At 68.1% G+C, this 9,101-nt stretch carries 8 protein-coding genes and 1 pseudogene; 8 read left to right on the top strand and 1 reads right to left on the bottom strand.

The annotated features are described in order from the left end of the window. Positions 1 to 487, top strand: a pseudogene (locus tag CXY91_RS14740) (cellulose synthase); the annotation flags it as partial. A gap of 148 nt (positions 488 to 635) precedes the next feature. Further along, complete coding sequence (locus tag CXY91_RS14735; protein ID WP_100962109.1) at positions 636 to 2,186, top strand: ABC transporter substrate-binding protein; 1,551 nt, start codon at positions 636 to 638, stop codon at positions 2,184 to 2,186. Between the two features lie 169 nt (positions 2,187 to 2,355). Here the strand turns inward: CXY91_RS14735 and CXY91_RS14730 are convergent, their stop codons facing one another. Further along, on the bottom strand, positions 2,356 to 3,279 hold the full coding sequence (locus CXY91_RS14730) for a LysR substrate-binding domain-containing protein (protein WP_100962108.1): 924 nt from the start codon (positions 3,277 to 3,279) through the stop codon (positions 2,356 to 2,358). A 90-nt stretch (positions 3,280 to 3,369) separates the two neighbouring features. Between CXY91_RS14730 and CXY91_RS14725 the strand changes: the two genes are divergently transcribed. From CXY91_RS14725 to CXY91_RS14700, 6 genes are read left to right on the top strand one after another with little or no spacing between them, the layout of a single operon-like run. After that, complete coding sequence (locus CXY91_RS14725) at positions 3,370 to 4,488, top strand: NAD(P)/FAD-dependent oxidoreductase (protein WP_100962107.1); 1,119 nt, start codon at positions 3,370 to 3,372, stop codon at positions 4,486 to 4,488. After that, positions 4,469 to 4,765 carry a (2Fe-2S)-binding protein gene (locus CXY91_RS14720; RefSeq protein ID WP_100962106.1) on the top strand — a complete coding sequence of 99 codons (297 nt, stop codon included), beginning with the start codon at positions 4,469 to 4,471 and terminating at the stop codon, positions 4,763 to 4,765. Before CXY91_RS14725 ends, CXY91_RS14720 begins: the two co-directional genes overlap by 20 nt. Next, positions 4,762 to 6,162, top strand: coding sequence for an FAD/NAD(P)-dependent oxidoreductase (locus tag CXY91_RS14715; protein WP_100962105.1), 1,401 nt, complete (start codon positions 4,762 to 4,764; stop codon positions 6,160 to 6,162). The genes CXY91_RS14720 and CXY91_RS14715 overlap by 4 nt, the downstream gene beginning before the upstream one ends. Next, the gene (locus CXY91_RS14710) at positions 6,159 to 7,289 is read left to right on the top strand and encodes an NAD(P)/FAD-dependent oxidoreductase (RefSeq protein ID WP_100962104.1); all 1,131 of its coding nucleotides are present in this window, start codon (positions 6,159 to 6,161) and stop codon (positions 7,287 to 7,289) included. Before CXY91_RS14715 ends, CXY91_RS14710 begins: the two co-directional genes overlap by 4 nt. After that, positions 7,286 to 8,230: an ABC transporter permease gene (locus CXY91_RS14705; protein WP_100962103.1), complete on the top strand. Its 945-nt coding sequence runs from the start codon at positions 7,286 to 7,288 to the stop codon at positions 8,228 to 8,230. Before CXY91_RS14710 ends, CXY91_RS14705 begins: the two co-directional genes overlap by 4 nt. Then, complete coding sequence (locus CXY91_RS14700; RefSeq protein WP_100962102.1) at positions 8,227 to 9,093, top strand: ABC transporter permease; 867 nt, start codon at positions 8,227 to 8,229, stop codon at positions 9,091 to 9,093. The genes CXY91_RS14705 and CXY91_RS14700 overlap by 4 nt, the downstream gene beginning before the upstream one ends. Positions 9,094 to 9,101: the final 8 nt, after the last annotated feature.

Raw genomic sequence — 9,101 nt, 5'->3', positions numbered from 1 at the left:
CAGCGGGGCGGCGGCGCTGCAGCGCGGCTGGTGCCTGCTCAACCTGAAGCGGCCGGCCGCCGCGGCCGAAGCCTTCGACGCCGCCCAGCGCAGCGGCAATGCCCAGATCGCCGCGGATGCCGCCGCGGGGAAGGCCTATGCGAAGCTGCAGCAGGGACTGACGGCGGAGGCGGGCGCCGCGGCCGCCAGCTCCAATCTGCCCCCGGCACGTCGCAAGGAGCTCCAGAGCCTGCTGCTCTCCGAACGTTTCTATGCCCAGTACGATGCCAAGGACTTCAACGGTGCGCTGATCACGCTCGGCGAACGGGCGCGCTATGCCTCCGAGAGCACCGACCTGATGCTGATGCGCGGCTGGTCCTATTTCAATCTCGGCCGCTTCGACGATGCCGCGCAGGTCTTCCAGGCGCTCTACCGCGCCAATGGCTCGCCACAGGCGATGTCCGGCCTGACCGCGATCCGCGACATCACCCAGCGCAATCGCTACTGAACTCCAGCCCGCTTCGTGGCCTGGCGATGGTGCAGCGAGCGCACGCCTCGCCATAACCCTGCAGAATACCTCATCCCCGATTTCGACTTGGACAGACTGGGTTGGCCGTCCCCACTATCGCTCCAGCAAGCAAAGAGGGGACAAAGCGATGAAGATGCATGCCACCGGGCTTGCGGGCCTGATGCTGGTTGCCGGCCTGCACGGTCAGCCGCTGGCGCAGGAGACAGTCCTCCGGGTCAGCTCGGGCGCCAGCAATGTCTCGACGCTCGATGCCCACCGCGCCAGCGCGACCGACGACAAGGCGCTGGTCGGCTGGCTCTATAACGGCCTGGTGCGCTTCAAGCCCGGCAGCGCCGATCCCAAGGATCTCGAACCCGACCTCGCCGAGCGCTGGGAGATCTCGCCGGATGGCAAGGTCTGGACCTTCCACCTGCGCAAGGGCGTCAAGTTCCATGGCGACTGGGGTACGCTCGATGCCGACGACGTCGTCTATTCCCTGCAGCGCGCCGGCGATCCGAAGCGCTCGACCTTCTCCTCCGATTTCTCGGCGATCGACAAGGTTGAGAAGGTCGACGACCTCACCGTCCGGATCACCCTGAAATACCCGGACGTGAATTTCCTCGGCCGCGTCTCCAACTACCATGGCGGCAACATCGTCAGCCGCAAGGCCGGCGAGGAACTGGGCGACCGCTATGGCGCCAAGCCCGTCGGCACCGGCGCCTTCACCTTCGTCGAGCAGGTAACCCAGCAATATGTGAAGCTCGCCGCCAACCCCGACTATTTCCGCGGCAAGCCCAAGATCGACACGATCATGATGCGCGCCATCCCCTCGGACAGCGCGCGCGAGCTCGCCTTCACCTCCGGCGAGCTCGACCTGTTCTACGGCAAGCGCGAGCAGCGCTGGGTCGATTCAGCCCGCAAGCGCCCCGGCTTCAATGTCGAGATCTTCCAGCCCGGTGAATACCGGCTGCTGCACATCAACCGCAGCCAGCCGCCGCTCGACGACATCCGCGTGCGCCGCGCCATCGCCGCCGCCGTCAATGTCGACGACCTCGTGCGCTTCGTCGGCAAGGATGTCGGCCCCAAGGGCTGCTCGATCGTGCCGCCCGGCTATCTCGGCGAGGATTGCACGCTGCGCTATGGCTTCGATCTCGCCAGGGCCAAAGCCCTGCTGGCCGAGGCCGGCCACAAGGACGGCATCACCATCAAGGCGATCGTTTCCAACATCTCGGCGCAGCAGCCGTTCATGGAGATCATCCAGGCACAGCTCGCCAAGGCCGGGATCAAGCTGGAAATGCAGGTCGTCGACCACGCGACCTATCAGAGCCAGAGCCGCAAGGACCTGAGCGGGCTCGTCTTCTACGGGGCGGCGCGATTCCCGATCGCCGACACCTATCTCAGCGAGTTCTTCCACTCGCGCGCGACGGTGAACACCCCGACCGCGGCGACGAACTTCTCGCACTGCGCCATCGCCGACAAGGAGATCGAGGAAGCCCGGGTCGCTCCCAATGCCGATGCGCAGAAGGCGCTGTGGAAGGAGGCGCAGCGCAAGATCATGGACGATGTCTGCGCCATTCCGCTGTTCGAACTGCGCCAGGTGTGGGCCCGCAGCGACAAGCTCGACTTCGGCTACGAGCTGAAGGGCGCGCTCAACCTCGCCCCGCCGATCACCGAGCAGACCACGCTGAAGGCGCGCTGAGGCCTCAGCAATTTCGATCAAATCCGATCGCCGTTTGGGCGAGAGTTCGTCATTGCGAGGAGCGGAGCGACGAAGCAATCCAGGGCGGCAATGCTCTACGTCCCCTGGATTGCTTCGCTGCGCTCGCAATGACGCTTCAGCCAGATCGAAGCGTAGCCGCTACCCATGATCAGCCCGGAGTCGGCGTCAGGATCGTCCGCGAGATTTCCGCCGCCGCCTCGCGCGCGCTTTCCAGGAAGGCCGCGACCAACCTGGCATTGCGACTGTCGCGGTTGCGGCAGAGCTGGAAATCGAGCTGGAATTCCGGCTCGAAGCGGCGGATCGCGATCTTGTCGCGCAGGCCGCCGACGATCAGCGGATGTACCAGCGAGACGCCGACGCCGGCCGCGACGAACTCGCAGAGGGTCGGCGAGACATTCGCGACCATCACCACCTCCGGCACGACGCCATGGCCTTCCAGCACCCGGCTGATGCTGCGATGGGTATGGCTTTCCGGATCGAAAGAGATGAAGGGGACGCCGGCGAGATCGCGCGGCGTGATCACCTCCTTCGCCGTCAGCGGATGGCCGAGCGGCAGGATGCAGACAACGGGATGGCCCATCATTGGCTCGGCGGCGACATAGGGGTTGTCGACCGGGGCGATGATCAGGCCGACATCGAGCCTGTGCGTGACCAGCGCATCGGAAATCCATTGCGAGCTGCGCGACTGGACCGAGCAGAACACGCGGGGCTGCCTGGCGAGGAAGCGCGAGGTCGCCTCCTGGATGAAGGAGCCGGAGAGGGCCGGCATGACCCCGATCAGGAGGCGGCTCTGCTCGTCGCGGCGGATCGCCTCGACCGCATTCTCGACCTGGCGCACGCCGGCAAAAATCCGGTCGATCTCCTCGTAGAGCCGCATGCCGCGCCGCGTCGCGACGAGCCTGCCTTTCACGCGGTCGAACAGGCGTAGAGCCGTATCCTCTTCGAGATGGGCGATCAGCTTGCTCATCGCCGGCTGCGAGACGTTCATCATCTCCGCGGCGCGACTGACGGTGCCGTATTCGATCACCGCCTTGAAGGCCTCGACCTGGCGCAGATTGAGCCGCCTCACCATGGCATAACCCCAGGGAATAGAGTGCAGAGAAAAACGACTTTGACGAAATACAATGTCGCTCCCTAACGTCAAAGGGCGAAAGGGATTTTCATGCGGCCGGACATCGTCGTTATCGGGGGAGGAACGGTCGGGGCCGCCATTGCCTACGGCCTCGCCCGCAGGCAGCAGAAGGTGCTGCTGCTCGACGGCGACGATGGCGATTTCCGCGCGGCGCGGGCGAATTTCGGGCTGGTCTGGCTGCAGGGCAAGGGCCTGGGCATGCCGGCCTACCAGGCCCTGACCCGCGACAGCATCGCGCTCTGGCGCGGCTTCACCGGAGAATTGGAGACAGAAACGGCGATCGACCTCGCCTATGAGCAAAATGGCGGCCTTGCCTTCTGCCTCGGCGAAGAAGGCTATGAGAAGCGCCGCGTCGATCTGCTGCGCCTCCATAACCAGCGCGGCGACGACGAGCCGGATTGGGAGATGCTGGATCGCCCGGCACTGGAAAAGCTGCTGCCCAAGGTGACGCTCGGTCCGGACGTCGCCGGCGCCAGCTTCGGCCGGCGCGACGGGCACGCCAACCCCCTGCGGCTTCTGGCGGCGCTGCATGCCGGCGTCGTCCATCATGGCGGCGCGCTACGCCATCGCGCGCGGGTGCAACGGATCGAGCGTGTCGGCACCGATTTCAAGCTTACTCTCGACGGCGAGATGCTCACGGCACCGCGGATCGTCGTCGCCGCCGGGCTCGGCTCGCCCGAGCTGGCGCGCCAGGTCGGTCTCGACGTTCCCTTACGACCGGAGCGCGGCCAGGTGCTGGTCACCGAACGGCTCGCTCCCTTCCTGCCTCTGCCCGCCAGCGGCCTGCGCCAGACCGGCGAGGGCACGGTGATGATCGGCGCGACCAAGGACGATCCCGGCTTCGACGTCTCCACCACCGGCGAGGCGGCGGCGCGGCTCAGCCGCAAGACCGTGCAGATCGTTCCCGCCTTGGCGAAGGTCGGCCTCGTCAGGCAATGGGCCGGGCTGCGCATCATGACGCCCGACAGCTACCCGATCTATGCGCAGTCGCAGAGCCATCCCGGCGCCTTCGTGGCGCTCTGCCATTCCGGCGTGACGCTCGCCGCCCTCCATGCCGAGGAGCTCGCCTCGGCGATCGCCGCGGGCAGCCTGCCCGAGCGCTTTTCTCCCTTCCACCAGAGTCGGTTCGATGTTCCGCAAGCTGCATGATCCGGGGCCGCAGGCGGTCACCATCTTCATCGACGGACGCCCCGTCGCGGCCGAGCTCGGCGAAAGCGTCGCCGCGGTGCTGCTGCGCCAGAAGGAAGGCTGGAGTCGGACCACGCCGGTCTCGCAGAGCCCGCGCGCGCCCTATTGCATGATGGGCGTCTGCTTCGAATGCCTGGTCGAGATCGACGGCCAGGGCTCGGTCCAGAGCTGCCTGACGCCGGTCGCGGACGGCATGCGCATCGCTCGCCAGCAGGGCCGCCGGAGCCTGTCGGCATGAGCGAGCACACCGATCTCCTGATCGTCGGCGCCGGCCCGGCCGGCATGGCCGCCGCCGTCACCGCCCGCCGCCACGGGCTCTCCGTCCGTGTCGTCGACGATCAGCCGACGCCCGGCGGCCAGATCTGGCGGGGAATCGAGACCGTCGCCGCGACGTCGCGCGCCAAGCGGCTCGGGCTGAGCTACCTGTCCGGCACCGAGCGCGCCGCGGCCTTCCGCGCCTGCGGCGCCTTCTACGAACCCGAGAGCCAGCTCTGGCAGATCGAGCCCGGCTTCCGCGCCTTCGTCACGCGTGGTGGCAAGGCGCGCATCATGACGGCGCAGGCGATCATCCTCGCCACCGGCGCGCAGGAGCGGCCTGTGCCCTTTCCGGGCTGGACCCTGCCGGGCGTGCTCACCGTCGGCGCCGCGCAGATCCTGCTGAAGACCGCCGATTCCGTGCCTGAAAATCCGGTCTGGATCGCCGGCTGCGGACCGCTGCCTCTACTCTACATGACCCAGCTTCTGGCAGCGGGCGGCCGCATCGCCGGCTTCCTCGACACCACCCCGCGTGGACGTGTCGGTCCAGCGCTGCGCCACCTGCCGCAGGGGCTCGCCCGCCTCGGCGATCTCCTGAAAGGCCTGTCCTGGTCGTTGGCGCTGCGCTGGGCCGGCGTTCCGATCATCCGCCATGTCACCGAGCTGCGCGCCGAGGGAGAGGGCCGTCTCCAGCGCCTGCGCTATCGCACGGAAGACGGCCGCGAGACCGAGGTCCCCGCCGAGGTGCTGTTGGTCCATGAGGGCGTGGTGCCGAACATCCATGCGCCGCTGGCGCTCGGCTGCGCCGTGCGCTGGCATGCCGGCCAGCAGTGCTATGTCCCGGTGCTCGATGCCTGGGGCGAGAGTTCGCAGGCCAATATCTTCGTCGCCGGAGACGGTGCCGGCATCGGCGGCGCCGAGGCGGCCGAACCGCGCGGTCGACTCGCGGCGCTGCGGATCGCGGCGAAACTCGGTCGGCTCGACGAGGCCACCGCCGAAACCGCCGCTACTCCCGAGCGAAGCGCCCTCTCCAGCGCGCTCGCTTTGCGCCCCTTCCTCGATGCGCTTTATGCGCCACGCCCGCAGCTTTATGCTCCGCCCGACGAGACGCTGATTTGCCGCTGCGAGGAGGTCACCGCCGGCGAGCTCCGAGCCCGCGCGGTCGAGGGCCGGCCCGGCCCCAACCAGCTCAAGGCCTTCACCCGCGCCGGCATGGGCCCCTGCCAGGGCCGGCAATGCGGCTATTCCATGGCCCATATCGTCGCCGCCGCGCAGAACCGCCCTGTCGAGGAGGTCGGCTTCTACCGGATCCGGCCGCCGCTGAAGCCGGTGACGCTCGGCGAGCTTGCCAGCCTCGACGAACAGGAACCGGCGGCATGATCGACGCCGCATACGACGTCATCGTGGTCGGCGGCGGCCTGCATGGCCTCTCCGCCGCGCTGCACCTGGCTCGCGCCGGCCGCAAGGTCGCGCTGGTCGAGCGGCGCTGGACCGGCCGCCATGCCTCCGGCGCCACGGCGGCGGGCGTTCGCACCCTCGGCCGCGACATTGCCGAGATCCCGATCTCGCTTGAAGCCATGGCGATGTGGCACCGGATCGAGACGATCGTCGGCGACACTTGCGGCTTCCATGCCCATGGCCAATTGCGTGTCGCCGAGATGCCTGAGCACATGCCGGCCCTGATCGAGCGGCAGGCGCGCACCAGCGCTCTCGGCTACAGCCATGAAGAGATCATCGACGCCGCCGAATTGCGTCGCCTGGTGCCGGCCCTGAGCCCGCATTGCGTCGGGGCGCTGGTGGCGCGGCGCGACGGCGCCGCCGACCCGCACCGGACCATCGCCGCCTTCCGCCGATCCTGCGAGGCCGAAGGCGTCGTCATCGCCGAGGGCTGCGGCGTCGAGGCCGTCGACCGGTTAGGCGGCGACTGGCTCATCGTCTGCGGCAGCAGGCGCTTTCGCGCCCCGCAGATCGTCAACGCCGCCGGCGCCTGGGCCGGCCGGCTCGCCGCTCTGTTCGGCGATGTGATCCCGCTCGGCGTGCGCGCCTCGATGATGATCGTCACCGAGCGGCTCGCGCCTCTGCTCGATCCCGTCGTCAGCGTCGTCGGCCGGGCGCTTTCCTTCAAGCAAGCCGGCCAGGGCACGCTGGTGATCGGCGGCGGACTGCAGGGCTCGGCCGATCTCGATCAGGAGCGCAGCAGCGTCGACTTCCGCCAGCTCGCCCGGGGCGCGCGCGCCGCCAGCGATCTCTTCCCGGCCGTGCTGGGCGTTCGGATCGCCCGCTGCTGGACCGGCATCGAGGCAGAGACGCGTGACCACATCCCGGTCATCGGCCTCTCGCCGAACGCGCCCGGCCTCGTCCATGCCTTCGGCTTCTCCGGCCATGGCTTCCAGCTCGTCCCGGTGGTCGGCGCGATCCTCGCCGAGCTCGTCACCGAGGGCCGGACGCGCCGCGAGATCGCCGCTTTCGCGCCCGGACGGCTGATGCAGGAAAGGGCGGTGGCATGATCGGCTATCTGGTCAGGCGCATCCTGCTCGCCATCCCCACGCTGTTCGTGATGCTGACCGCGATCTTCGTGCTGGTCCGGCTGGTGCCGGGCGATGCCGCCTCGGTCATCCTCGGCGACCAGGCCAGCGCCGCCTCGCTCGCAGCGCTGCGCGAAAAGCTCGGCCTCGACCAGCCGGTCCACGTCCAGTACCTCGCCTTCCTCGGCAAGATCCTCACCGGCGATTTCGGACAGTCGCTGTCGAGCGGGCGCAGCGTCATCCGCGAGGTGCTGCTGGTCCTGCCCTCGACGATCGAGCTCACCGTCGCCGCCATCACGATCGGACTTCTTTTCGGCCTGCCGCTCGGCGTCGCCGCCGCGCTGAGCCGCAATGGCTGGGTCGACTATGTCTCGCGAGTCGTCTCTCTGGTCGGCCTGTCCTTCCCGGCCTTCGTCTCCGGCATCCTGATGCTGATCGTCTTCGCGATCCAGCTGAACTGGTTCCCGGTGCTCGGGAACACCAGCGGCTCCGGCAGCCTCACCGAGCGTATGCGGGCGCTGGCCCTGCCGGCGCTCAATCTCGGCATCATCATGACCGCCTATGTGATGCGCGTGACCCGCGCCGCCATGCTCGGCGTGCTGACCGAGGACTATATCCGCACCGCTCGCGCCAAGGGCGTCGGCCCGGCCCAGCTCGTCGTTACCCATGCCCTGCGCAACGGGCTGATCCCGATCATCACCGTGGTCGGGCTCTATTTCGGCACGCTGATCGGCAACTCGGTGCTGACCGAGATCATCTTCAACCGGCCCGGCCTCGGCAAGCTGATCATCGGCGCGCTCAACGCCCGCGACTACACCCTGCTGCAGGGGCTGATGATCATTTTCGCGATCTGCGTGATCGTCGTGAACACGCTGACCGATCTCGCCTACGGCCTCGTCGATCCCAGGGTGAAATACTCATGAGCGCCGCCGACACCCCCGTCGCGATCCAGCCCGGCGGGCTCTGGCTCGCCTTCACGCAGAACCGGCTCGCCTGGATCGGGCTCGTGCTGCTGGCGCTGATCGTCTGCATCGCGCTGTTCGCACCCTGGCTCGCCCCGCACGATCCGCTCGAGCAGAACATCGTGGCAAGGCTGGAGCCGCCTTCGGCCGAATTCTGGCTCGGCACCGATTCCTATGGTCGCGACGTGCTCTCGCGCCTGATCTATGGCGCGCGCATCTCGCTCTTCGTCGGCTTCGTCGCGATCCTGATCGCCATGCTGGTCGGCACCGCGATCGGCGTGCTCGCCGGCTATATCGGCGGCGTCTTCGACCAGCTCGTCATGGGCGTGCTCGACGTACTGCTCGCCTTCCCGACGCTGCTGCTCGGCCTGATGATCGCGGCCATGCTCGGTGCCAGCCTGGAGAACCTGATCATCGCCATCGCGGTGACCGAGGTCGCGCCCTTCGCCCGCGTCGCCCGCGCCCCGACGATCACATTGCGTCAGCGCGATTTCGTCGAGGCGAGCCGCTCCTATGGCTGCGGCCCGTTGCGGATCATGACGCGGCACATCCTGCCGAACATGATCTCGGACGTGGTGGTTATGAGCTCGCTCTGGCTGGCCTCGGCGATCCGCACCGAGGCCTCGCTCAGCTTCATCGGGCTCGGCGTGCCGCCGCCGGCGCCGACCTGGGGCGCGATGATTCGCGAGGGCTTCGAGAACATCCTCGACGCCTGGTGGCTGGCGGTCTTCCCGAGCCTTGCCATCCTCGTCACGGTGCTGGCGCTCAACCTGCTCGGCGATGCGCTGCGCGATGCCTCGGATCCGCGCTCGCGCTCGCGATAATGGTGCCG

It is taken from the genome of Allobosea sp. FBZP-16 (genome assembly GCF_002831785.1).
GTDB lineage: Bacteria > Pseudomonadota > Alphaproteobacteria > Rhizobiales > Beijerinckiaceae > Allobosea > Allobosea lupini.
The sequence above is the reverse complement of the archived record's forward strand: the minus strand, read 5'-3'. Positions and strand labels throughout refer to the sequence as shown.

What these genes read in the sequence shown, in the direction of transcription:
- CXY91_RS14730 (WP_100962108.1), bottom strand. Translation starts at nt 3,279, where the DNA reads ATGGTGAGGCGGCTCAATCTGCGCCAGGTCGAGGCCTTCAAGGCGGTG.
- CXY91_RS14715 (WP_100962105.1), top strand. Translation starts at nt 4,762, where the DNA reads ATGAGCGAGCACACCGATCTCCTGATCGTCGGCGCCGGCCCGGCCGGC.
- CXY91_RS14735 (WP_100962109.1), top strand. Translation starts at nt 636, where the DNA reads ATGAAGATGCATGCCACCGGGCTTGCGGGCCTGATGCTGGTTGCCGGC.
- CXY91_RS14720 (WP_100962106.1), top strand. Translation starts at nt 4,469, where the DNA reads ATGTTCCGCAAGCTGCATGATCCGGGGCCGCAGGCGGTCACCATCTTC.
- CXY91_RS14725 (WP_100962107.1), top strand. Translation starts at nt 3,370, where the DNA reads ATGCGGCCGGACATCGTCGTTATCGGGGGAGGAACGGTCGGGGCCGCC.
- CXY91_RS14705 (WP_100962103.1), top strand. Translation starts at nt 7,286, where the DNA reads ATGATCGGCTATCTGGTCAGGCGCATCCTGCTCGCCATCCCCACGCTG.
- CXY91_RS14700 (WP_100962102.1), top strand. Translation starts at nt 8,227, where the DNA reads ATGAGCGCCGCCGACACCCCCGTCGCGATCCAGCCCGGCGGGCTCTGG.
- CXY91_RS14710 (WP_100962104.1), top strand. Translation starts at nt 6,159, where the DNA reads ATGATCGACGCCGCATACGACGTCATCGTGGTCGGCGGCGGCCTGCAT.